Source organism: Streptomyces changanensis, assembly GCF_024600715.1.
Classification (GTDB): Bacteria; Actinomycetota; Actinomycetes; order Streptomycetales; family Streptomycetaceae; genus Streptomyces; species Streptomyces changanensis.
The window spans coordinates 6,115,056-6,136,864 of sequence record NZ_CP102332.1 but is presented as its reverse complement, the minus strand read 5'-3'; the positions used below and the strand labels follow the sequence as shown (position 1 = coordinate 6,136,864).

Here is a 21,809-nt window from a genome sequence, read left to right as displayed (position 1 = left end):
CAAGGACATGCACGAGCACATAGCCGAGGCGGTCAAGGAACCGGACGTGGTGGCGGTCCCACCGGGGGCGGTCTGTCTGCGGTTCGAGACGATGAAGCTGTACTCGGCACTCGGCGCGGTGCGCCACCTGCTGGAGACCGGGCAGGTGAAGCCCGGCGACACACTCGTCGACAGCTCCAGCGGCATCTACGCCCACGCGCTCGCCCTGGCCTGCCACCGGTACGGCCTGAACTGCCACGTCGTCGGCTCCACCACGGTGGACCGCACCCTGCGCGTCCAGTTGGAGATCCTCGGCGCCACCCTCGAACAGGTCCGGCCCTCCAAGAACCTGCGCCTGGACCAGAACCTCCGCGTCGAGCGGATCGGCGAGCTGCTGCGCGAGAACCCGCACTACCACTGGATGCGCCAGTACCACGACTCCATCCACTACCTCGGTTACCGCGACGTCGCCGACCTGATCCGCAAGGAGGTCCCCGAGGGCCCCCTGTCGCTGGTGGGGGGCGTCGGCACCGGCGCGTCCACCGGCGCCATCGCCACCTATCTGCGCGAGGCGGGCCGTGACGTGACGCTCGTCGGCGTCCAGCCGTTCGGCAGCGTCACCTTCGGCGCGGAGCACGTCTCCGACCCCGACATGATCATCGCCGGCATCGGCAGCTCCATCCCCTTCCACAACGTCCGGCACGACCTGTACGACCGCATCCACTGGGTCAACTTCGACTACGCCATGTCGGGCGCCGTCGAACTCCTGCGCGCCAGCGGCATCTTCGCCGGGCTGTCCGCCGGCGCCGCGTACCTCGCGACCCTCTGGGAGCGCGAACGCGACACCGACCGGACGTATGTCTTCCTCGCCGCCGACACCGGGCACCGTTACGTCGACAGCGCCTACGCCCACCACTCCGACGCCCGTGGGCTCGGCGCCATGCGGCCCCACGAGGTCACGACGCAGGACCAGCTCAGGCACCCGTGGTCGGCCATGGACTGGCCGCCGGCCGACAGCGCGCTGCTGCGTGGCGCGCCCGTCCTGGTGGCGGAGACGGCCTAGCGTCCGTCGCGGGGCGGAGCGGGCCAGTCCGCTTCCCCCACCGCCCGCGACCGACCGGAAGGTGCCCCCATGGTCCTCGACATGTCCCTCGACCAGCAGCTCACCCGCGGTGTCGTCGTCCTGCCGCGGCTCCTCGGGGCCGCGGAGACGACGGCCCTGGGCCAGGCGGCGGAGTCCGTCCTCGCCCGTGTGACCGGGCGGGCTTCGCACGGCACCACCGAGGTCACCGTGTGGCCGGACGGGCACCGGCTGGAGAGGGTGGACGGCACCACCGTCCACTGGGAGCCGCAGGCCCGTCCGCCCGTGGTGCGCAGCCTGTCACCCGTCACCCATCTGGACCCGGTGCTCGACGCCCTGTGGACCGACGACCGGATCACCGCGCCCATGCGGCGGATGGTGGGCAGCGCGCGGCTGGGCAGGTTCACGTCCAAGCTGAACTTCAAGCGGGCGGGCGTCGGTTCGGAGTTCCCCTGGCACCAGGACCATCCGTACTGGTACTGCTGCGCGGGCCCGGCCGCCCGGGACGTCGCCACCGCGGTGGTGTTCCTCGACGACGTCACGGCCGACAACGGCGCGCTCGTGCTCGTGCCCGGCAGCCACCTGGCCGGGCCCGCGCCGCGGGACCGGTCCGAACCCACCGGTCTGCTGGTCGACGTCGCGCGGACCGACGTGCGGGGCGCCGTGACCGTCGAGGCACCGGCCGGATCGGTGCTGATGTTCCCCGGTCTCGTCGTGCACCGCTCCGGGCCCAACCGGTCGGCCGCGGACAGGCGTTCGCTCCTGCTGTGCTTCCAGCCGGCCGGGCGGCCGGAGCTGTCCGACCTCCCCTACCGCGCCGAACGGCTGGCCGACCTGCCCTGACCCTCCTCCCCCTCGCCCCCTTCACGCACCACCCCTCGTGCGGCGCCGCCCCTGGTGCCGCACCCTCCACGGGGGCACCTCACCGGTGCCCCACCACACCCGTGTCCGCACACACCCGAGAAGGAACCGCCATGTCTCCCACACAGCCGCAGTCCGTACCGGAGCTCCAGCAGGCCGTCCTGGAGGGCGCCTTCGGGCCGCTCCCCGGTGAGCTGGCCGTCACCAGCGCCTTCTGGCTGCACCACACCACCCGACTCGCCGGCAGCCAGGTCACCTACCGCAACCACTACCTGCTGCTCCGCTCCGGCGACGCCTTCGGCGCCTGCTCCTTCGAAGCCGGCGAACTCCCCCCGGACTTCTGCGCCGAGGCCTCCGGCCACACCCTCGACACCCTCGTCCGGCACGAGTCGGCGCCGGTGCGCGTCGCCGCGCTCGACGCCTACCTCGGCCGCGTACGGCCGCACCGCGACGCGGCGGAGGCCGAGACCGTCACCCTGCCCACCGGTACGCCGGAGGAGCGGGCCCGGGCGCGGGACGCCGCGGTGGCCGGGCTCCTCGACATCGCCCCGGGGGCGAAGGTCGCGCTCATCGGCGTCGTCAACCCGCTCGTCGCGGCGATACGCGAGCAGGGCGGCGTGCCGCTGCCCTGCGACTTCAACCTGCGCACCACGAACTGGGGCGACCCGGTCACCGACGACATGGACCAGGTCCTGGACGCGGCCGACGCCGTGGTCGCCACCGGCATGACCCTCAGCAACGGCAGCTTCGACCGGATCCTCGAACACTGCCGCAAGCACGCCCTCCCCCTGGTGGTCTACGCCCAGACCGGCAGCGCCGTCGCCCGTGCCTTCCTCGGTGCCGGTGTGACCGCGCTGTCCGCCGAGCCCTTCCCGTTCTCGCAGTTCAGCGCCGACGCGACCGCGCTCTACCGGTACCGGGTGGGGCAGGCGTGAGCAGCGAGACCCAGGGCCCCGCAACCTCACCGTCGCCGACCACGGGGACGCGGCCGGAGCCGGCCGCCACCGCGGGCACGGGTTCCGGGGGCCACCCGGAAGCCGCGGTCCCGGAGGCCGCGGTCCCGGGGGCCGCGGCCGGGGCCGCCCCGGTTCCGTCGACCCCGGGTCCGGGGGCCGTGACGGACGTGACGACAGTGGCGGACAAGGCCGTCGCGGACGCGGCGGCCGTCCCCGGTGACCTGCGCATGGCCCGCGTCCTGTGGCCGTTCATGCTGGCCTCCGCCGTGGGTCTGGTGCCCTTCACCATCTACAGCACCTTCCTCGTCCCGATCGCCGACGATTCGGGGGGCGGCGTCGCGGCCCTGGGCCAGCTGCGCGGCCTCGGCGGCCTGGCCGCCCTCGCCGTGGGCACCGCGCTGGCCCCGCTGATCGACCGCGTCCGCCGGGAGTGGGCGGCCGCGGGCGGCCTCGCCGTGCTCGCGGTCTCGGCGGCACTCGGCGCGGGCGGCGACCTCCTCCTGCTGGCCGCCTTCTGCCTCCTCGTCGGCGCCGGTACGGCCGTCCTCAACCCGGCGCTGACCGCGGCCGCGGCCGACCGCTTCGACGACGACGCCGCCGCGGGCCGCGCGGCGACGCTCATCACCGCCACCCAGTCGCTGACCGCGCTCCTCGCCGCGCCGCTCGTGGCGCTGCCGGCGCTGCTGTGGGGCTGGCGGGGCGACCTGTGGGCCATCGCCGCGCTCTGCTCCGCACTGGCCCTGTACTTCCTGCTGCGCGGCCGGCGGACGCCCGCGCCCGGTGCGGAGGCGCGGGCCACCGACGAGGTGAAGCGGCCCGGCTACCTGGAGTCGTTCCGGCTCCTGGGCGCCCTGCCCGGCGTGGTGCCGCTGGTCCTGGTCGCCATGCTGCGCACGGCCGCGTTCATGGGGTACCTCGCCTATCTCGCCGCCTTCTACGACGAGCGGTTCGGGCTGGCGCCGGGACCGTTCGCGATGGTGTGGACGCTCAGCGGCACGTCGTTCTTCCTCGGGAACCTGTTCGCCGGACGGTTGCTGAGCGTCGAACGGGCGGGGATCTCGGGGGAACGGCTGATGACACTGGGGCTGGTGGTGGCGCTGGCCGCGCTGGTGGGCGTCTTCTTCGCCCGGTCTCTCTGGCTGGCCCTGCCGCTGACGGCGCTCGTCGGCGTGGGGCACGCGACGGTCGCGGCGTGCGTCACCACCCTGCTCGTACGGCGCTGCGGCCCCCTGCGCGGCACGGCGCTGAGCGTCAACGCCGCCGGGATGAGCTTCGGGGTGTTCGTCGGCGCGGGACTCGGCGGCGTGGGCCTGGCCCTCGGCGGCTTCCCGGGCACGGCGGCGGTCCTCGGCGGGCTGACCCTCGTGGCGCTCGTCCTCGCCCGTGTCGTCGCCCGGTCGCCCGCCACCTCCGGAGACTGAGGGGACCCGCGCACGCGGTGGCCTTCACGGCCCGGGGTCCACGGGGATCGCCGTGGACCCCGGGCCCGGACGGACAGGAACAGCGTCCAGCAGGGAGTCGGCCGTGACCGTCACAGCAACCGGCAGGAACCGGCGCACGACCCGTCAGCGCGTCGCCGTGGCGGCGGCGCTGGCGGAGCGCGCGGAGTTCGTGTCGGCCCAGGAACTGCACGGGCTGATGAGCGACTCGGGCGTCCGTGTCGGCCTCACCACCGTGTACCGCGCGCTGCAGGACCTGGAGCGCGCCGGCGGCGCCGACGTCGTACGCGACGACGCAGGCGAGCGGCTCTACCGCCACCGCCCCGGGGCCGGGCACCGTCACTACCTCGTGTGCCGCAGCTGCCGCCGCGACGAGCCCCTGGACACCGGCGTCATCGAGGAGTGGGTCGCCGCAGTCGTACGGTCGCGGGGCTTCGCGGAGGTCGAGCACACCCTGGAACTCACCGGGCTCTGCGCCGACTGCCGGAACGGCGGGGAGCACGGCGGAGGGAAGTCACCCCCGTCCCACGTGATCCCCTCCTGAACCGTTCGGACGGCGCCACTTCGGGGCGCCCGCCCGTCACCCGCACGTCGACGTCCCCGTGCCCCCGCCGTGAAGGGCGGGGGCACGGGGACGTGGCGCCGCGCACGGCCGAGGGGACGCGCACGGGACGGTTGGAGGTGGTGGCGCGGAGGCGGTCATCCCTGACGGCTGCGGGCCGCGCCCCGGCGCCGCGGGCCGAGGGAGCGGCGCGCGGCCGGAGTTCGACCGGGGAGGTCACACGGTGGGGCCGGGTCGGGCGGTGCCGTGGCTGCGACCACCGCCCGACCCGGGGTGCGTCAGCCCGACCGCGCGAGCGTGGACTGCTCGTGCTCGCAGGCCTCGTCGATCCCGTACGAGCCCCAGGAAGGGAACGGGTCGCTCGCGGGGAGGGCTTCGCCCTCCGCCGTCAGGCAGCTCGCCAGCGCCGCCTTGAGGGCCTCGGGCCGCAGGCCGGTACCGATGAAGACGAGCTCCTGGCCCTGGGCGGCGTCGCGGACGCCGGAGGGCTCGAAGCGCGCCACGGACCCCGCCTGCGACCACAGTCCGGTGATCAGGGGGCGGCTGGCGAGCCAGAAGAAGCCCTTGGAGCGCAAAATCTGCCCGAAGGCGCCACTGTCGAGCTCCTCGGTCACGAAGGTGAACAACCGGCCCGGGTGGAAGGGCCGGTCGGAGCGGAAGACGAGGCTGGAGATGCCGTACTCCTCGGTCTCCGGCACGTGGTCGCCGTTGAGCTCCATGACCCAGCCCGGGGCCTCCTGGGCGCGTTCCAGGTCGAACAGACCGGTTCCCAGGACCTGGTCGAGCGGCACCCGTCCGTGGACGGCGGTCACCACCCGGGCGGCGGGGTTCAGCCGGTTGAGGGCGGCGCGCAGCCGGAGCGCGTCGGCCGGCTCGACGAGGTCGAGCTTGTTGAGCACGAGGACGTCGGCGAACTCGATCTGGTCCATCAGCAGGTCGCTGACCGTCCGCTCGTCCTCCTCGTACTGGTCCAGCCCCCGCTCCACCAGGCCGTCGCCCCCGGCGAGTTCGGGCAGGAAGTTCGCCGCGTCGACCACGGTGACCATGGTGTCCAGGCGGGCCAGGTCGCCGAGGGTCGCGCCGTCGTCCCGGGGGAAGGCGAAGGTGGCCGCGACGGGCATGGGCTCGGAGATGCCGCTCGACTCGATGAGCAGGTGGTCGAAACGGCCTTCGCGGGCCAGCCGGTCCACTTCCTCCAGCAGGTCGTCGCGCAGGGTGCAGCAGATGCAGCCGTTGGTCATCTCGACCAGGCGCTCCTCGGTCCGCGACAGGGCGGCCTCGCCGCCGCGCACCAGCGCCGCGTCGATGTTGACCTCGCTCATGTCGTTGACGATCACCGCGACCCGCAGCCCGTCGCGGTTGCCGAGGACGTGGTTGAGCAGGGTCGTCTTGCCGGCGCCGAGGAAGCCCGAGAGCACGGTCACCGGCAGCCGGCGGTCGGTGGCACCCATCGCGCTCAGCCCTCGGGGCGCAGGAGACCGCGCTCGTACGCCTTCACCAGGCGCTGCGGCACCCGGTGGACCGTGCCGTCCACCGTCACCGGCACCAGCTGGGGCGTGACGGCCTTCCACTGGGCCCGGCGGTGACGCGTGTTGCTGCGGGACATCTTGCGCTTCGGTACGGCCATGACCAACTCCTCGAACAGGTGATGACCGAGACGCTATATGAAAATGGATCCCATTACCAAGTCGGTCGACGAGATGCCCGTGGCGCCTCAGCCGCAGCGGTCGGGGCCGGGACGGCACCCGCACCCGCCCTCCCCCGCGCCGACGACGGGGATGAGCGGGGAGGCGGCCGGGTCGTCCGGGGAGACGACCGGGGCGTGCGGGGAGACGACCGGGGCGCAGCAGCCCTCGCCCCGCCACGCGTTCCGGCCCTCCTTGACGGCGAGGGCGGCGATGACGAGGGCGGCGACGGGGTCGGCCCAGGACCACCCGAGCGTGGCGTTGAGGAGGAGCCCGGCCAGGAGGACGGCCGACAGGCAGGTGCAGAGCATGGTCTGCCTGGAGTCCGCCACGGCGGACGCGGAGCCGAGCGCACGGCCGGCCTTGCGCTGGGCGGTCGACAGGAACGGCATGACCGCCAAGGAGAGGGCGGCCAGGACGATGCCGGGAACGGAGCGCTCCGCCTCGCCGCCACCGGCCAGCGCCCGGACCGCGTCGACGGTCACGTAGGCGGCGAGCACGAAGAACGAGACGGCGATGACGCGCAGCGCGGTCCGCTCGCGCGCCTCGCGCAGCGCGTGGTCGCGAGCGGAGAACTGCCAGGCGACCGCGGCGGCGGAGGAGACCTCGACGATCGAGTCGAGGCCGAAGCCGATCAGGGCGGCGGAGGAGGCGAGGGCGCCGGCGGTGAGGGCGACGACCGCCTCGACGGCGTTGTAGGCGATGGTCCCGGCGACCAGGAGCCGTATGCGGCGCGCGAGTTCCTCACGCCGGGCCGGGGAGGGTCCGGGGGACACGGTCTCGGCGACCACGGTCAGCAGCAGCCCTTCTCGTCGGCGTCGCCACAGGTGCGGCCGGCCTCCACCGCCACCACGGCGGCGCGCAGGTCGTCCAGCGCGTGACCGAGGCGCTCGTCGGCGAGTTCGTAACGGGTGCGGCGGCCGTCGGGCAGGGCGACGACCAGGCCGCAGTCACGCAGGCAGGCCAGGTGGTTCGACAGCCGGGTCCGCGACACCCCGAGGGCGTCCGCCAGTTCGGCGGGGTACGCCGGGGCCTGGCGCAAGGCGAGCAGGACGCGGCAGCGAAGGGGATCGGCGAGCGCGCGGCCGAACCGGGCCAGCACCTCGATGTCGGAAGCGAGAGTGAGCACGACGAGAGAGTACAGGAGATCCTGAATTCAGGAAGACGTGAATCCAGCCACCGGTCCGGCCCCGGCGTGGGCACCGCGGTCGCGACCGGCGCGGCCGGACCGGCCGTCGGCGTCGCCGGCGGGACGGGCATGGCCGAAGTCGTCGACGAGGACGGTGACTTCTTCGAGGGCGAGGGGGGCGAGGGTGACGAGAATCGAGGCGGCCCCGCACGCGGCGGCCCGCATCCCTGATACCTTCTACAACAATGTAGAAGACGTGGTGGCCCGTGGGCCCGTCCCCCGTCCGGCCCGGGCCACCCCTACACACGAACGGAGTCCTCATGGCCCTGTGGGACCGCATCAAGGAGTCCGCATCGACGATGCAGACGCAGCTCACGGCGAAGAAGCACGAGCTCAAGAGCGGCGCCTTCCGCGACGCCTCCATGGCGATCTGCGCCCTGGTCGCCGCGGCCGACGGCACCATCGACCCGGCCGAGCGTCGCCGCGTCGCCGAACTGATCGCCGGCAACGAGGTGTTGCAGAACTTCCCGGCCGACGAGCTGCGGCGCCGCTTCGACGCCAACCTCGACAAGCTCACCGCCGACTTCGACTTCGGCAAGGTCAGCGTGCTCCAGGAGGTCGCCAAGGCGAAGAAGAAGCCCGCCGAGGCCCGCGCGGTCGTCCAGATCGGCATCATCATCGGCGGCGCCGACGGCGACTTCGACAAGACCGAGCAGGCGGTCGTACGGGAAGCCTGCCACGTACTGGAGCTGCCGCCGCACGAGTTCGACCTCTGACCCACCGGGGCCCCGCGCAGCGGCAGGGGCGCACGGCGAAGGGGCCTTCCACCCGAGTCCGGGGGGAAGGCCCCTTCGCCGTGCGTCAGAGCGGTGTGGCCGCCTTCAGGACGAAGAACAGCGTGACGGCCGAGTTCGCCGACGACAGCGCCGAGACCGTCGCCCCCGCGGCGGCGCCCCAGGCCGCCAGGCCCACGGTGGTGGAGGCGGGGTGCCAGACGCGCGCGGCGGGTGCCGGCGCCAGCAGCGCGGCCACCCGGCGCGGTACGGGTCCGGCCTCCGCGAAGCCCGCGAGCGTGGCGACGGGCGCACCGCGGGTGACGAGCGCCGCCTTGCCGATGGTCCGCGCCACCAGGCGCCGGTTGCCGACCTCCTCGGCGGCGTCCTCGTCCGCCCAGCGTTCCGCGGTGTAGCTCACGGCGGTGCGCAGCGGCCGCAGGAACGGGTTGGCCCGGGCGGCGAGCTGCACGGCCAGCAGGAAGCGGTGGTGCCGGCCCGCCAGGTGTGCCCGCTCGTGCGCGAACAGGGCGCGCCGCTCGGGCGAGCCGAGCCGGCCGAGCATCCCGGTGGTGACCACGACCCGGCCGCGCGGCCCACCGGGGAGGGCGTACGCGTAGGGCGCCGAGTCCCGCAGCACGGCCACGGACCGGTATGGCAGCGGCGCGAGGGCGCGCGCCGCCCGCCGGCGTACGCGGTGGTGGCGCCACACCGTCCTGGCGCACGCCGCGGTCACGGCCATCAGCGCGGGGATGGCCGCCTTGCCCGCGACCTCGTCGTACGGCAGCGCCGCGCGCACCTCGGGGTCGGACCAGCCGTCGGGGAGCGGGTTGCCCGGCAGCTGCGCGGTCCCGACCACCACGAGCAGCGCCAGGCACAGCGTGCTGCACACGGCCAGCACGCCGGCGACCCCCGCCAGGAGCCGGGTGGCCGCGCGCGGATGCAGGTGCTGCTCGGCGAGCCGGGCGATCGGCCAGGCGCTCAAGGGCAGGACGAGCGGCAGGAAGACGAAGACCCCCATGCCGTCAGTCTTCCCCCTCGTCGACCGCCTGGGCCAGCAGGTCGCGCAACACCTGCTCGTCACCCGGCGTGAGGGCGGTCACGAAGCTCGCCAGGACGGCCTCCCGGTCCTCCTCGGCGTCCAGCACCCTCCGCATCCGCAGGGCGGCCAGTCCCGCCTCGTCCGCGGTCGGCGTCCACGCGAAGGACCGGCCCGCCCGCTCCCGGGCGACCGCGCCCTTGCCGTGCAGACGCGTGAGGATGGTGATCACGGTGGTGTACGCGAGTCCACCGCCGAGCCGCTCCTGCACCCACCCGGCGTTCACGGGGCCGGGGGCGTCCCGCAGCGCGGCCAGCACCTGCGCCTCCAGCTCGCCCTGGCCACGGCGACGGGCCTGGTGGGGGGCACCACCCTCGTTCCGGTCCGCCACGCCGCCTCCTCCCGCTCCGCCCGCCCGGCACGCGCCACCGGGGTGGTTCATCGTACTGAGGGGTGGCGCGGTGGGGACGGGCGGCGGACCGTCGCGCGGCGCCTCCTCGTCGACCGCCCCCGTCCCCGTCCCGTGGCACGAGCCGCAGGTGACGTCCCCCCTCGCACGGGCATCACGACCGGTGGGCCACGGCCGGTGGGCCACGGCCGGTGGGCCACGGCCGGCGACCGCGGCCGGGATGCGCGACCACGGTCGGGACGCGGGTTCAGTCGAGTTCCGCGAACGCCTCCACGGCCTGGGTCTTGCCGGTGACGACGATGACGCCGCCCTTCTCGATGACCGTTACGGCGGTCGCGTAGGTGAAGGCCCGGGTAGCTCGTAGCGGCGGGTCCGCTCGCGCGGTGCGAGCGCCGACACGAGGGTGACCGGACCGAGCCGGCCGACGAACATCAGCAGGACCCGATCAGCTCGCCCGCCACGGGGGGTCCCAGGCCGACAACCCCACCGTGCCGGAGGCCGACACGGCTTCGAACAGCACCGGCTCCATCGGCGCGTCCACCACCACCAGCAGCGCCAGGGTGCGGCCATGACGAAGCCCACACCGAGCAGGGCGATCGTCAGCGCCTGGCGCAGCGCGTGCGGTGCGGTGCGGTGCGCCGCCCCATGACCGTCGGGTTGGGCCCGGCCCGCACCTCGGTGACCATGGCGGCGGCCAGGACGGCGAAGGTGCCGACCTTGATGCCGCCCGCCGTGCCGGCGCTGTCGCCGCCGATGAACATCAGGGTGCACGCCATGAGGAGCGTGGACGCCTCCATCGCACCGATGTGGACGGTGTTGGACCCGGACTTCCCTGCCGGGACCCAGCCGTTTCCGGCGGGGCGCCGGTCCCGCGTCGAGGATCCGTCAGAGCCGCGTCCGGGGCGGGCGCGTGCCGTCCGGCGGCGTCGTGGTGCCGCGGAGGTGCGGGGCGGCGGCCGCGGTGCGGCGGGCGTAGGCGCGGGCGGCTCGGGCGCGGTCGCCGCAGCGCACCGAGCACCAGTGGCGGCGGCCGTGGCGGAGCAGGTAGCGGTTGCAGGGGGTGGAGCCGCAGGCGGTGAGGCGGTCGGCGTCGGGGCCGGTCAGCAGGTCGGCGGTGTCGGCGGCGAGGACGGCGAGGGCGTGTTCGACGATCCGCGCGACCGGGTGGGCCGTCTCGCGGTACAGGCCGCGGTCCGGGTCCCAGCGGAGCAGGGAGGCGGCGGGGGCCCGGGTGAGCGCGTCGTTGAGGGCGGTCAGCGCGTCGGCGGGGGCGGGCCGGCCGGCGGCGTGGGCCGCGAGGAGGGCGCGGACGTGGTCGCGCAGGGAGCGCAGCAGGGAGGCGCAGAGCTCCTGCATGCCGGTGTCGACCGGGGCGAGTCCGCGGTCGACGAGCCACCGCTCGGCGCCCGCGGGTGTGTCGAGGAGGTCGAGGCGCTGCCCGCCGGGCAGCGTGACGGCGCTGTTGGCGAGGTCGAGCGCGGGGTACCGCTCGGCGCCGGGCGCGGACGGCAGCGGGTCGGCGATCACGGTCTCCTCCATGGGCCTCATGGTAGGGCTTGCGCTGATCCGTGAGAACACCTTACCGTACTCACGGATCAGCCTCCTACCATCCGTGAGGTTCTGAATGTCTTCTGCGACGAGTCCCACCGGCGAGCCGTTTCCCGTCCGCGTCCTGGGCGGCCCGACCGCGCTGTTCGAGTACGGCGGCCTGCGCTTCCTCACCGACCCGACGTTCGACGCGCCCGGCGAGTACGCGACGCCGGGCGGCCCGCGCCTGGTGAAGACGGCGCCCGCCGCCGCCGTCCCGGCCGACCTGGGCCGCGTCGACGTGGTCCTGCTCTCCCACGACGAGCACCCCGACAACCTCGACACCTCGGGCCGGGCCCTGCTCGCCGACGTGCCGCTCACCCTCACCACGCCCGGCGGCGGGGAGCGCCTGGGGGACGGTGCGAAGGGCCTGGCCGACTGGGAGTCGGTCGAGCTGGAACGCCCCGGCGGCGGCACGGTGACCGTCACCGGTGTGCCCGCCCTCCACGGCCCCGGGGAGCGCGACGAGGTCGAGGCGATCACGGGCCAGGTCGTCGGCTTCGTCCTCACCGGCGAGGGCCTCCCCACGGTCTACGTCAGCGGCGACAACGCCTCACTCGACCTGGTGAAGGAGATCGCGGCCCGGTTCGCGCCCGTGGACACCGCCGTCCTCTTCGCCGGGGCCCCGCGCTTCCCGGTCGTCTTCGGCGGCGAACCCATCGTCCTGGACAGCGCGCAGGCCGCCGAGGCCGCCGTCCTCCTCGGCGCGCGACGTGTCGTGCCCGTCCACTACGACAGCTGGGCGCACTTCACCGAGGGCCGCGACCGGCTCGTCGCGGCGTTCGGCGCCGCCGGCCTGGCCGACCGCCTGGACCTCGGCACCCGCGGCTGACGCAGCCGTACCCGCGGGCCGGCGTGACGGGGCGTCAGTGGACGCGCGCCCGGCGGGTGACGGCGTGGCGCACCAGTGCGGCGTTCCCGTCCACGTCCCGGCCCTCGGGGTCGGTGAGGGTGTCCTCCAGGCCGATGCGGGTCTGCAGGCCGAGGGCGAGTGCGCGGTCCAGGACGGACCAGGTGCACTCACCCTCGCCGTGCAGGAGGACGGGGACGTCGAGCCGCGCCCGCGCCAGTCGGTCCAGGATGTCGTCGGCCTCGGGAAGCGCCCGCTCGGTGGGGAGGTCGATCATCTCCACGAGGATGCGGTGGCAGGTGGCGGCGTGGGGGCCGTCGAGCAGGCGCTCGGCGTCCGCCGGCGACCACACGCCCGCCTCGACGCCGACACCGAGCTCCCCCAAGGCACGCGCCATGCGGTCGAAGCCCGGTTCGTCGAGGTTGAGCGACACGACGTCCGGGCGGTGCTCCGCGTCGGCCCACCCCGCCACGGCGGCCTCGCGTGCGGAGGCGTCCCCCTCGCACATCCACAGGCCGGTCGACACGCTGACCTCCAGTCCGGGGCAGGCCCGGCGGACCGCGCGTACGGCGTCCGAGACGACCGCCGCGTCCAGACTCTCCCTGCCGTGGCCGTCCCGGGGGTGCAGGTGTACGCCGGAGGCCCCGGCGGCGTGGGCGAGCCCGGCGTCCCGCGCCAGTTGCCGTGCCGTGAGGGGTACCGCCGGGTGGTCCCGCGTCGTGCGCCGACCGTTCAGACACGCTTGGATCATGCTCCGATCGTGCCACGGCTCCGCCGCCGCACCGCTCTTCCGGGCGGCGGGTCACCGGCGCGGCGCCGCACGGCGGCGGGGAGGGTCGCCCACCGCGGCCCGGGTGCGGCAGGTGCGCGGCGCTCAGGCGATCCACCCCCGCTCTGCGGCCCGTACCCCGGCCTGGAAGCGGCTGTTGGCGCCGAGGCGACCGGTGAGGTCGCTGATGATCCGGCGGGTCGTGCGGACCGACAGGCCGATGTGGCGGGAGATGACCTCGTCCAGCTGGCCGGCGGCCATCAGCCGCAGCACGGTCCGCTCCAGGTCGCTGAGTCCCACCGGTTTCGTGCGGGCGGCGTCCAGGGGGGTGGCCTGGTCCCAGTAGAGGTCGAAGAGGTGATTGAGGAGGTTGAGCAGCGGCAGGTCCCGGACGACCACCGCACCGCGCGCGGTGTTTCGCGCGTCCAGGGGGACTATGGCCGTCTTGCGGTCGTATATCAGGATGCGCGTGGGCAGGAGACTGGTCGTACGGACGTGGGCCCCCGCGTCGTGGATCTCCTTGAGGTAGCGGAAGGTGGCGGAGTGCGATCGTGCGGAGTCGAGGAAGAGGCTGCGGAGGGCGACTCCGCGGCCGAGTAACTCCTTGTCAAGGGGCAGGGCGGCACGGATGGCGTGCTCGCTCTGGGCCCCGCCCGGGGCCATCGAGTCGACGCTGGTGGCGGCGAGCGCGGCCAGTTCGCTGAGCGTGGCGCGGACGGTCTCGACCCCCTGGAGCACCTCCACCTGGCCGGCGTCGGACCGCAGGCGGCGGGCGTCCAGGTAGTCGGCGGTCAGGGCGGTGAGTGCCTCGCGGCGTTGCGCGACATCGAGACGTCGTCGTTCCAGTTGCCTCTCCTCCTCGCCCAGCAGGGCGTCGGCGGCGGCGTGCGGGCTGCGCGCGACCCAGGTCTCGTCGTCGACCTGTTCCAGCAGGCGCAGCTCGGTCAGCCGCTGCCTGCGCCGGCACACCTCGTCGGGTGCCACTCCCAACCGCCGGGCCAGTTCGGCCTCGCCGTTCTTGGGTCGTTGGATCTCGGCCCGGTAGAGCTCCACATCCACGCGATCCAGTCGGATGGTCATGCCTTCCCCTGTCCAGTAGTGGTCTGACCACTTCCTGTCACACGAAGCTGAGCATGCCCCAGGCGTATCCGGATAGCCGTCTGCTTGCCCGGATCGATGTGTGATGAAGGGGAACTAGATGGAACGGTCAACGGCCGCATGGGCCATCGCCGTGGTGACGGCCGGAGTGGTCCTGGTCGACTCCCCGGCGCCCGCGTCGGCGCAGTCGTCGGAGTCGGCGCCGACGGTCGTCCGCCAGGGCAACATATGGGACTTCGTCCCGCTGCGTGAGGGCTGAGACGTGCGGACTGACATCGTCGTGCAGGACGTCGCGTCCTTCCGGATCGACCCCGCCGTCCTGAGCCGCCCGCACCGCCGCACCTGGCTGGTCACCAGCCCGGCACAGCACCAGAAGCTCCTCAAGCGCGGCCGCGCCGACGTCTTCTCGAAGACGGCCGTACTGGAGGAGTTCACCGTCGACTCCCTCGCGGCGTGCGTGGAGGGGATGCGGGCCGACCTGCCCGGGGCGGACCGGGACGACGTGGCCCTGCTGTGCCACGACGAGTACTCCCTCGGGGTCGTCGCCGAGGTGCGCGCACGGCTCGGACTGGTGGGTGACGAGCCCGCACGGCTCGCACCGTTCACGAACAAGATCGCCATGAAGGAGGCGCTGCGGTCGGCCGGCATCGCCCTGCCGGCGCACCGCGAGTGGGACGCCGCCGCCCACCGCGACGATCCCGACGGGTACGTCGCCGCGCTGGAGGAGGCCCTCGGTTGGCCGATGTTCGTGAAACCGCTGGACGAGTCCGGCAGCGTGGGCGCCCGGCGGCTGGACGACGCCGCGGAGCTCCGGGCGTGGGCCGAGGAGGCCGGGTCGCGCCGGTTCGAGGTCGACGAGTTCCTGCGGGGCACCCTGTACCACGTGGACACCGCCGTCCAGGACGGCGAGATCGTGCACGCGGAGGCGAACGCCTACCTCCACCCCTGCTACGAGTACGTCGACGGCCGGGTGTGCGCGAGCCACACCCTCCCCGACGACCACCCGGCCCGTCCGTCCCTGCTGGAGTTCAACCGCCGCGTCCTCGACGCCCTGGCGGACAAGCCCCGCAACGGCGCCTACCACCACGAGATCTACCAACGGCCCGACGGCAGCCTGGTGTTCCTGGAGATCGCCGCACGGGCCCCGGCCGCGCTCGTGCCCTCCACGAGCCGGATCCGCTGGGGCCTGGACATCGAGGAGGCGCACTTCCGCCTGCAGCGGGGCGAGGGCCTGCCCGGCAGCAGGACCGAGGGGCCCCACGCGGCCTGGGTGTACTTCCCCAAGGCCGAGGGGCGCGTCTCCCGCCTGGACCGCGCGCGACTGCGCAGTGACCACCACTGGCAGTGGAACGTGGAGGTCGGTCAGACGACCTCCGCCCCGCAGGACATCCGTGACTTCGCCGCGAGCGTCCTGCTCTGGAACGACGACTTCGACACGCTCCGCCGCGACCTGGAGGTCCTCGACTCCCACACGGCCGTCATCACCGACTGACCCCCGCGCACCGCCGCCGACGGCGGGCCCCCCGCGGCTCGGCACACGCCGCGCCGGGCGGCCGGGAGCCACCGGACGGCCCGGGACCGGCCGACGTCCCGTCAGCGTGACGGGAGGCGGCACCGTACGGCCGACGCCACCGCACGGCACGGTCCGTCATCCGTGCCGGCCGGGCTCTGCGGCCGGCCGGTGTCCGGTTCCACCGGTGCACGCCGGTACCCGCGGCCCGCCGATTCCCACGGTCGGCCGGTCACCCCCCGTCCACCCCCGTCACCGCACGCCGTCACCATCCGGCCGGGTACGACCCTCGTCACCCCGGCCGGGTACGAGCGGCGTCCTCGCACGGCCGCGACCGCCGGCGCCCCCGGGACGCCCCGCGGCCGAACCCCGCCGCACCCTCCGCCGCCCGTCCACCCGTCCTGCCCGCCGAGTGCGGGTGCCGGCGCGGGCGCGGTGCCGGTGCGGCCCCTCTCCCTGGCCCCATCCCGCATCCACGGCCCCACGGCCGGACACCCTCACGCCCTCATGGAAGGACGCACCATGCAGCAGATCGAGTACGACTTCGTCTTCACCGACGCCGAGCGTGACGCGCTGCGGGCGGTGCTCACCGACATCGCCACCAGCCCGTACAGCGACTTCGACTCCTACGTCTCCGACATGACCCGGCTCCACCGCGACCAGCGGCTCGGCAGCAGGTTCACGGACTTCTGCGAGATGTCGATGCTGCGTGACTTCGCCGAGCGCCCGCTCGTCGTGATCGGCAACGCGCCCATCGACCTCGACCTGCCGAGGTTCGGCTCGGCCGACCCCGTACAGGAGAAGTACCGCCTGAAGAAGACGTTCGTGGCCGAGGGGTTCCTGGCCGCCTACGCCGTCCTCACGGGCACCGAGATCATCGGCCACCTCAGCGTCAACGGCGGTGACTTCTTCCACGACATCTACCCCAAGGAGTCGATGTTCGACACCCAGTCGCAGAAGACCCTCGGCACGCTGAAGTTCCACCGCGACTTCACCAACCACTTCGTCAGCCCCGACTTCGTCAACACGCTGACGCTCCGGGACACCCCGACCAACGAGGTGTACTCCACGTTCACGGTCACCGCCCACGCCCTGGAGGAGCTGAGCGACACGGACCGCGAGATCCTGGCGCAGCGGCGCTTCTACACGCCCTTCGACGACGTGTCGACCCGGGAGGGCAACCTCCTGGAGGGCCGGCGGGCCGAGGACCACGCCGTCCTCAGCGGCGACGAGGGCGCGCGGGTCTTCGAGGGGCGCACGCGCGGGCTGGACGAGGAGGCGCAGCAGGTCCTGGACCGGTTCGTCGCCGCGCTGCACTCCCGCAAGCGGATGCGCGTGTCCAAGCCGGGCGACTCGGTCACCTTCTCCAACCGGCACGTGATCCACGGGCGCGAGGTGCACGCGATCCACGACGTCGAGGGGCTCAAGCAGCGCTGGCTCCTGAAGACCCACAACGTCTACACCCGTCAGGCGTTCGAGGAGTTCTTCCTCGGCGACCGCTACGGCGTCGTCAACGGCTGACCGCATGATCATCGTCACCGGCGGTGGCCAGGGCATCGGTGCCGCCATCGCCCGCCGCGCGGCGGCGCTGGGACGACCGGTGTGCGTCAACTACCGGACCAGCGCCGCCGGCGCCGAACAGGTCGTACGGGACGTGCGGGAGGCGGGCGTCGAGGCGCTCGCCCTCCGGGCCGACGTCACCGAGGAGGACGAGGTGGTGCGGCTCTTCGCGACCGCCACGGACAAGCTCGGCCCGCTCAGCGCCGTCGTCAACAACGCCGGGGTCACCGGCGGTCTGGGCCGGGTGATCGACCTGGACGTCGGCCGGCTCGACACCGCCTACCGCGCCGTACTGCGCAGCGTGGTGCTGTGCACGCGGGAGGCGCTGCGGGCGATGGCCCTCAGCCGCGGCGGTCCCGGGGGCTGCGTCGTCAACATCTCCTCCACCGGCGCCCGTACCGGCGGTGGCGGCGAATGGGTCCACTACGCCGCTCTGAAGGCCGCCGTGAACGCCCACACCTGGGGCGCCGCCCAGGAGGCGGCGGCCGACGGCGTACGGATCAACGCCGTCGCCCCCGGGTTGATCCACACCGGACTGCACCAGGCCAACGGGGTCCCGGACCGCCCCGAACGTCTCAAGGCGACCGTGCCCATGGGTCGCATCGGCACCCCGGAGGAGGTCGCGGAGGCCGTGGTCTTCCTGCTCTCCCCGGCCGCCTCCTACATCACCGGGTCCGTCCTCGAGGTGGGCGGCGGCCGCTGAGCCCCGCCCCGCGCACGGGAAGAAGCCATCATGTCCACTGCACCCACCCGCATGCTCGAACCCCACACCCCCCTCTACCTGGACACGCCACCGCACGTCATCACCGAAGGCTCCGGCATCGAGGTCCGCGACGCCGAGGGCCGCTGGTACGTCGACGGTGTCGCCGGCCTGTGGAGCGTGACCCTCGGCTACAGCGAACCCCGCCTGGTACGGGCTGCCACGGAGCAGATGAACCGGCTGCCGTTCTACGGTTCGTTCAACCACCGCACCAACGACGTCGCGCTCGCCCTGGCAGCCGACGTCGCGGAGATCTCCCCGATACCGATGGGCCGGGTCTTCTTCGGCAACTCCGGCTCCGACGCGAACGACAGCGCCATCAAGTTCGCCCGCTACTACCACTGGGCCCAGGGCCGCCCGGAGCGCCGCAAGATCATCTCGCACCACTGCGGGTACCACGGCACCACCCTGGCCGCCGGCTCGGCCACCGGCCTGTCCCACATCCACCACGGCTTCGGGCTGGCCGGCGACGACTTCCTCTCGGCCCACTGCCCCGACCCGCTGCACCCGGCCTCGCGCGGCATGAGCGAGGAGGAGCAGGTCGACTGGCTCGTCCGGGACTTCGAGAACCTCGTCCTGGAGACCGGGCCCGAGACCGTCGCCGCCTTCATCTCCGAGCCGATCCTCGGCGCCGGCGGGCTCATCATCCCCCCGGCCGGGTACTTCGCCCGGATCCAGGAGGTTCTCGACCGCCACGGCATCCTGTTCATCGCCGACGAGGTCATCACCGGCTACGGCCGCACCGGGCAGATGTTCGCCACCACGGCCCTGGGGCTGCGCCCCGACATCATCACCAGCGCCAAGGGCCTGTCCTCCTCCTACCTGCCCATCTCCGCGACTCTGGTCGGCGAGCGGGTCAGCGAGGTCCTGGCCGAGGGGAGCCGGCAGATCGGCACCTTCGGGCACGGCTTCACCTACTCGGGCCACCCCGTGGCCGCCGCCGTGGCCCGCGAGACCCTGGCCATCGTGCGCGAGCGGGACATCCCCGGTCACGTGTGCGAGGTGGCCCCCCACCTGGCGCGGGGGCTGGAGAAGTTCCGCGGGGCGGAACTGGTCCGCGACGTGCGCCACTACGGTCTGCTCGGCGGGGTGCAGTTCGACCCGGAGCAGGCCGGCGCGGAGCCCGGTCGGCTGGGCCAGGAGGTCCTGGAGGCGGCGAAGCAGCGCGGTCTGCTGCTGCGGGCCATGGGCGACACCGTCGTCTTCGCGCCGCCGCTGATCATCACGCCCGGCCAGGTCGACGAGGTGCTGGAACGCTTCACCGCCGCCTACGACGACGTGCTCGCCTCCCGCCGTCGACAGGCAGCCTGACCCCAAGGAGCAGACCGATGGCCATTGGCATCCTCGCCACCGGCTCGTACCTGCCCGACCAGGTCGTCACCAACGACGACCTCGCCCGGACTGTGGACACCTCCGACGCCTGGGTGACCTCCCGCACCGGCATCCGGCAGCGCCGCCGCGCCCGGCCGGACCAGACGACCTCCGACCTGGGGCACCGGGCGGCGGTGGCCGCTCTCCACAACGGCGGCCTGACGGCGGACCAGGTGGACGCGCTGGTCGTCGCCACCAGTTCGCCCGACCGGATCCAGCCGTCCACCGCCTGCCACATCCACGCCAAACTGGGGCTGACCCAGGTGCCGGCCTTCGACGTCGGCGCGGTGTGCAGCGGCTTCGTCTACGCGGCCGCCACCGCCGCCGGGCTGATGGGGAGCTTCCCCCAGCACCGCCGCGTCATGGTGGTCGGCTGCGAGACGTACAGCCGGATCCTCGACTACGAGGACCGCGGCACCTGCGTCTTCTTCGGTGACGGCGCGGGCGCCGCCGTCCTCGGGCACGTCCCCGACGGCTACGGCGTCCTCGGCTGCGACCTGATCGCCGACAGCACCCAGCTGGACGTCGTCGGCGTCCCGGCGGGAGGCGCCACCGAGCCCGCGGACGCGCGCACCGTGCGGGAGCGGCGCCACTACTTCCACATGGACGGGCGCCGGGTGTGGAACTTCGCCACCCAGGCCGTCCCCCGCGTCGTCAAGGGCGCGCTCGCCTCGGCGGGACTCGACGTCGGCGACGTGGACGTCCTCGTCACCCACCAGGCCAACGCCCGGCTGATCGAGGAGTGCGCCACCCGGGCCGGCATCCCGCTGGACCGGATCCCGACCACCGTCGAGCGCTACGGCAACACCGCCGCCGCCTCGGTGCCCATCACCCTGGCCGAGGCGCACGCCGCGGGCCGCATCCGGCGCGGTGACGTCGTCGTGCTGGCCGCGGTGGGCGGGGGCATGACGGCGGGCGCGCTCGTCCTGCGCTGGTACTGACCGCCCCTTCCCCGTCCCGCCGCGCCGCCACCGACCGGCCGCACCCCGGCGGCCCCCGCGCGCACGGCCTCGCGACCGCCCTCACCCCGGCGCGCAGGGCGCGCACGTCACCCACGCCATGTACGTCGCCTACGCCACACACGTCATGTACGCCCCGCCGACCCGCCCACACGGTGCCCCGCGGCTCCGCGCCGGCACCGGTCACCCCGTCCAGCCACCCCGTCCGAGAGCCAGGAGAACCCTCACGTGACCGCACCCGTCATCACCTCGTCCACCCCCACCGGCCCGCTCCACCTGGAGGAGCCCGGGGGCGGGCGGGGGGAGCTCCCGCACGACCCGGGCTTCGCCGAGTTCGCCCGCACGCACATCGCCCCGCGCGCCGACGGCGCCTACCGGGCCGAGATCCTCGACCGCCTGTCCTGGCAGCGCCTGGCGGACCGCGGCCTGTGGCGCGTCGGCGTCCCCGAGCACCTCGGCGGTGTCGGGGGCACGTGGCGCGACCTGGCCGAGCGCATCGCCGACATCGCCCGCGAGGGCGACGACCTCGGTTTCGTCCTCTCCCTGATCGCCCACGCCGGCCTGGTGCGCGCCCTGGTCGAGCACGGCGGCGAGTACCACCACCGCACGGTCCTGCCGTCCCTGATGAAGGGTGCCGTCGGCGCGACCGCCCTCACCGAGCCGCACGGCGGGTCCGACGTGGCCCGCACGCGGACCACCGCCGTGCGCACCCCCGAGGGGTGGAGCCTGACCGGTCTGAAGGACCACATCACGAACGCGCCCGTCGCCGACCGGGCGCTCATCCTCGGCCGCGTGCCCGAGCTCGGCCGCCGCGACATCACCCTGTTCCTGGTGAACCTGCACAGCCCGGGCGTCCGGCGCGGCCCCGCCGAGGAGCTCTTCGGGCTGCGGACCAGTCCCACGGGCGCCATCCACCTGGAGGACGTCGCGCTGCCGGAGGGTGCCGTGCTGGGCGCGCCCGGCGAGGGGCTGCGCACCCTGTACGACATCATCAGCTTCGACCGCGCCCTGTACGGTCTCGTCGCCGCGGCCTTCCTGGAGCCGCGGCTCGACGAGGTGATCTCCTTCACGCGGCGGCGCGAGGCGTTCGGCCAGCCGATCCTGGAGCACCAGTACGTCCAGGGGCGCCTCACCGACATCCGCATCACCATCGAGGTCGCCCGGGCGACGGCGATGGCCGGCATCGAGGCGCTGGTCGCCGGCGACCCGGAGGCGTCCCTGCGCTGTTCGGTGGCGAAGCTGACCGGCTCCGAGGGCCTGGTCGAGGCCGCCCAGAACCTGATGCGCCTGCACGGCCACGCCGGTTACGAGCGCGGCCCGTTGACCCGCATCGTCCAGGACGCGCTGGGCACCCTTATCGCCGGGGGAACCACCGAGATGCAGCGCAAGAACATCCTCAACCAGATGTTGGCGCACCACAGGGGCTGACGGC

Annotated in this window: 25 protein-coding genes; 15 read left to right on the top strand and 10 right to left on the bottom strand. The window is 73.9% G+C overall.

What is annotated here, in order from left to right:
- The first annotated feature begins 7 nt into the window (after positions 1 to 7).
- The 5 genes from NRO40_RS26870 to NRO40_RS26850 all read left to right on the top strand — a co-directional run bounded on the left by NRO40_RS26870 (position 8) and on the right by NRO40_RS26850 (position 4,860).
- Positions 8 to 1,042 carry a pyridoxal-phosphate dependent enzyme gene (locus NRO40_RS26870; RefSeq protein WP_058941170.1) on the top strand — a complete coding sequence of 345 codons (1,035 nt, stop codon included), beginning with the start codon at positions 8 to 10 and terminating at the stop codon, positions 1,040 to 1,042.
- 69 nt (positions 1,043 to 1,111) lie between these two features.
- A complete protein-coding gene (locus tag NRO40_RS26865) occupies positions 1,112 to 1,903 on the top strand; it encodes a phytanoyl-CoA dioxygenase family protein (RefSeq protein WP_198549283.1) in 792 nt (263 codons plus the stop codon).
- Positions 1,904 to 2,034: 131 nt separating this feature from the next.
- The gene (locus NRO40_RS26860; protein ID WP_058941171.1) at positions 2,035 to 2,856 is read left to right on the top strand and encodes a Rossmann-like domain-containing protein; all 822 of its coding nucleotides are present in this window, start codon (positions 2,035 to 2,037) and stop codon (positions 2,854 to 2,856) included.
- Between the two features lie 188 nt (positions 2,857 to 3,044).
- Complete coding sequence (locus NRO40_RS26855; protein ID WP_232790989.1) at positions 3,045 to 4,298, top strand: MFS transporter; 1,254 nt, start codon at positions 3,045 to 3,047, stop codon at positions 4,296 to 4,298.
- Between the two features lie 103 nt (positions 4,299 to 4,401).
- Positions 4,402 to 4,860 (top strand): Fur family transcriptional regulator, encoded by a 459-nt coding sequence (locus NRO40_RS26850; RefSeq protein ID WP_058941172.1) that lies wholly within the window; start codon positions 4,402 to 4,404, stop codon positions 4,858 to 4,860.
- Between the two features lie 296 nt (positions 4,861 to 5,156).
- On the opposite strand, the gene NRO40_RS26845 is transcribed toward NRO40_RS26850, so the two are convergent.
- The 4 genes from NRO40_RS26845 to NRO40_RS26830 all read right to left on the bottom strand — a co-directional run bounded on the left by NRO40_RS26845 (position 5,157) and on the right by NRO40_RS26830 (position 7,692).
- Positions 5,157 to 6,329, bottom strand: coding sequence for a GTP-binding protein (locus NRO40_RS26845; protein WP_058941173.1), 1,173 nt, complete (start codon positions 6,327 to 6,329; stop codon positions 5,157 to 5,159).
- Between the two features lie 5 nt (positions 6,330 to 6,334).
- The gene (gene rpmF / locus NRO40_RS26840; protein WP_058941174.1) at positions 6,335 to 6,505 is read right to left on the bottom strand and encodes a 50S ribosomal protein L32; all 171 of its coding nucleotides are present in this window, start codon (positions 6,503 to 6,505) and stop codon (positions 6,335 to 6,337) included.
- 87 nt (positions 6,506 to 6,592) lie between these two features.
- Positions 6,593 to 7,354, bottom strand: a complete 762-nt coding sequence (locus NRO40_RS26835) for a cation transporter (protein ID WP_058941175.1) — start codon at positions 7,352 to 7,354, stop codon at positions 6,593 to 6,595.
- 2 nt (positions 7,355 to 7,356) lie between these two features.
- Positions 7,357 to 7,692: an ArsR/SmtB family transcription factor gene (locus tag NRO40_RS26830; protein WP_058941176.1), complete on the bottom strand. Its 336-nt coding sequence runs from the start codon at positions 7,690 to 7,692 to the stop codon at positions 7,357 to 7,359.
- A gap of 66 nt (positions 7,693 to 7,758) precedes the next feature.
- Here NRO40_RS26830 and NRO40_RS26825 point away from each other — a divergent pair, with 66 nt between their 5' ends.
- Both NRO40_RS26825 and NRO40_RS26820 read left to right on the top strand, forming a co-directional pair.
- Positions 7,759 to 7,923, top strand: coding sequence for a hypothetical protein (locus tag NRO40_RS26825; protein ID WP_269803086.1), 165 nt, complete (start codon positions 7,759 to 7,761; stop codon positions 7,921 to 7,923).
- 89 nt (positions 7,924 to 8,012) lie between these two features.
- Positions 8,013 to 8,468: a tellurite resistance TerB family protein gene (locus NRO40_RS26820; RefSeq protein WP_058941177.1), complete on the top strand. Its 456-nt coding sequence runs from the start codon at positions 8,013 to 8,015 to the stop codon at positions 8,466 to 8,468.
- A gap of 85 nt (positions 8,469 to 8,553) precedes the next feature.
- Here the strand turns inward: NRO40_RS26820 and NRO40_RS26815 are convergent, their stop codons facing one another.
- From NRO40_RS26815 to NRO40_RS26800, 4 genes are all read right to left on the bottom strand, one after another.
- Positions 8,554 to 9,486, bottom strand: a complete 933-nt coding sequence (locus NRO40_RS26815) for a M56 family metallopeptidase (RefSeq protein ID WP_058941178.1) — start codon at positions 9,484 to 9,486, stop codon at positions 8,554 to 8,556.
- Between the two features lie 4 nt (positions 9,487 to 9,490).
- Positions 9,491 to 9,895 carry a BlaI/MecI/CopY family transcriptional regulator gene (locus NRO40_RS26810; RefSeq protein WP_058941179.1) on the bottom strand — a complete coding sequence of 135 codons (405 nt, stop codon included), beginning with the start codon at positions 9,893 to 9,895 and terminating at the stop codon, positions 9,491 to 9,493.
- A gap of 617 nt (positions 9,896 to 10,512) precedes the next feature.
- A complete protein-coding gene (locus tag NRO40_RS26805; protein WP_058941180.1) occupies positions 10,513 to 10,710 on the bottom strand; it encodes a hypothetical protein in 198 nt (65 codons plus the stop codon).
- An 88-nt stretch (positions 10,711 to 10,798) separates the two neighbouring features.
- A complete protein-coding gene (locus tag NRO40_RS26800; protein WP_079046890.1) occupies positions 10,799 to 11,461 on the bottom strand; it encodes a CGNR zinc finger domain-containing protein in 663 nt (220 codons plus the stop codon).
- Between the two features lie 76 nt (positions 11,462 to 11,537).
- Between NRO40_RS26800 and NRO40_RS26795 the strand changes: the two genes are divergently transcribed.
- On the top strand, positions 11,538 to 12,332 hold the full coding sequence (locus NRO40_RS26795) for an MBL fold metallo-hydrolase (RefSeq protein WP_058941181.1): 795 nt from the start codon (positions 11,538 to 11,540) through the stop codon (positions 12,330 to 12,332).
- A 34-nt stretch (positions 12,333 to 12,366) separates the two neighbouring features.
- Here NRO40_RS26795 and NRO40_RS26790 read toward each other — a convergent pair whose 3' ends face one another.
- On the bottom strand, positions 12,367 to 13,101 hold the full coding sequence (locus NRO40_RS26790) for a 3-keto-5-aminohexanoate cleavage protein (protein ID WP_058941182.1): 735 nt from the start codon (positions 13,099 to 13,101) through the stop codon (positions 12,367 to 12,369).
- A gap of 123 nt (positions 13,102 to 13,224) precedes the next feature.
- Positions 13,225 to 14,199, bottom strand: a complete 975-nt coding sequence (locus tag NRO40_RS26785) for a helix-turn-helix domain-containing protein (protein ID WP_257375534.1) — start codon at positions 14,197 to 14,199, stop codon at positions 13,225 to 13,227.
- Between the two features lie 118 nt (positions 14,200 to 14,317).
- Between NRO40_RS26785 and NRO40_RS26780 the strand changes: the two genes are divergently transcribed.
- The 7 genes from NRO40_RS26780 to NRO40_RS26750 all read left to right on the top strand — a co-directional run bounded on the left by NRO40_RS26780 (position 14,318) and on the right by NRO40_RS26750 (position 21,805).
- A complete protein-coding gene (locus tag NRO40_RS26780; RefSeq protein ID WP_157901807.1) occupies positions 14,318 to 14,476 on the top strand; it encodes a hypothetical protein in 159 nt (52 codons plus the stop codon).
- Between the two features lie 3 nt (positions 14,477 to 14,479).
- Positions 14,480 to 15,709 carry an ATP-grasp domain-containing protein gene (locus tag NRO40_RS26775; protein WP_058941183.1) on the top strand — a complete coding sequence of 410 codons (1,230 nt, stop codon included), beginning with the start codon at positions 14,480 to 14,482 and terminating at the stop codon, positions 15,707 to 15,709.
- A 525-nt stretch (positions 15,710 to 16,234) separates the two neighbouring features.
- Positions 16,235 to 17,248 carry a Fe(II)-2OG oxygenase family protein gene (locus tag NRO40_RS26770; RefSeq protein WP_257375533.1) on the top strand — a complete coding sequence of 338 codons (1,014 nt, stop codon included), beginning with the start codon at positions 16,235 to 16,237 and terminating at the stop codon, positions 17,246 to 17,248.
- Between the two features lie 4 nt (positions 17,249 to 17,252).
- Complete coding sequence (locus NRO40_RS26765) at positions 17,253 to 17,990, top strand: SDR family oxidoreductase (RefSeq protein ID WP_058941185.1); 738 nt, start codon at positions 17,253 to 17,255, stop codon at positions 17,988 to 17,990.
- 30 nt (positions 17,991 to 18,020) lie between these two features.
- Complete coding sequence (locus tag NRO40_RS26760) at positions 18,021 to 19,358, top strand: aminotransferase (protein ID WP_058941186.1); 1,338 nt, start codon at positions 18,021 to 18,023, stop codon at positions 19,356 to 19,358.
- Between the two features lie 17 nt (positions 19,359 to 19,375).
- Entirely contained in the window at positions 19,376 to 20,359 is a 984-nt protein-coding gene (locus NRO40_RS26755; RefSeq protein ID WP_058941187.1) for a 3-oxoacyl-ACP synthase III family protein, read from the top strand.
- A gap of 246 nt (positions 20,360 to 20,605) precedes the next feature.
- Positions 20,606 to 21,805 (top strand): acyl-CoA dehydrogenase family protein, encoded by a 1,200-nt coding sequence (locus tag NRO40_RS26750; protein ID WP_232790992.1) that lies wholly within the window; start codon positions 20,606 to 20,608, stop codon positions 21,803 to 21,805.
- The last annotated feature ends 4 nt before the right edge of the window (positions 21,806 to 21,809 follow it).